Source organism: Bradyrhizobium sp. Kon10 (assembly GCF_055807395.1).
This window is the reverse complement of record NZ_JBVVOZ010000132.1, coordinates 1-422: the sequence shown is the minus strand read 5'-3', so window position 1 is coordinate 422 and position 422 is coordinate 1. Positions and strand designations below refer to the sequence as shown.

Annotated in this window: 1 protein-coding gene; it reads left to right on the top strand. The window is 63.5% G+C overall.

Going from position 1 to position 422, the window contains the following annotated elements; translation table 11 throughout:
• Positions 1-51: 51 nt before the first annotated feature.
• A partial coding sequence (locus AC0L2O_RS36395; RefSeq protein WP_473373148.1) for a porin occupies positions 52-422 on the top strand: 371 nt, incomplete at its 3' end.

Below are 422 nucleotides of genomic sequence, written 5' to 3'. Positions count from 1 at the left end.
GATCCCTATGGCTATCCGGGATGGGCGGCAATCGCACAATTCGAGTCGCTGGTGGAGGTCGCAGCCGTTCCGACCGAACGCGCGGCATTCGGCACGCGCGACAGCTTCCTCGGGATGGAAAGTCCCTGGGGCACGATCAAGGCTGGCAAGGCGGATACGCCCTACAAGAGGGCGACCGCGAAGTTCGATCCGTTCTCGGCGACGCTCGGCGATTACAATTCGATCATGGGCAACACCGGTGGCGATCTCCGCGCCGAGTTCGATTGGCGCGCGGCCCACGCGATCTGGTATGAATCGCCGGTGTGGAACGGCTTCCAGGCTACCTTCATGGTCTCGCCCGGACAGAACACGGCGAAGGACAACAGTGACTTTGCGCTCGGCGATTTCAACTGCCCTGCCACCTCGTCGCGCGGCAGCGGCTC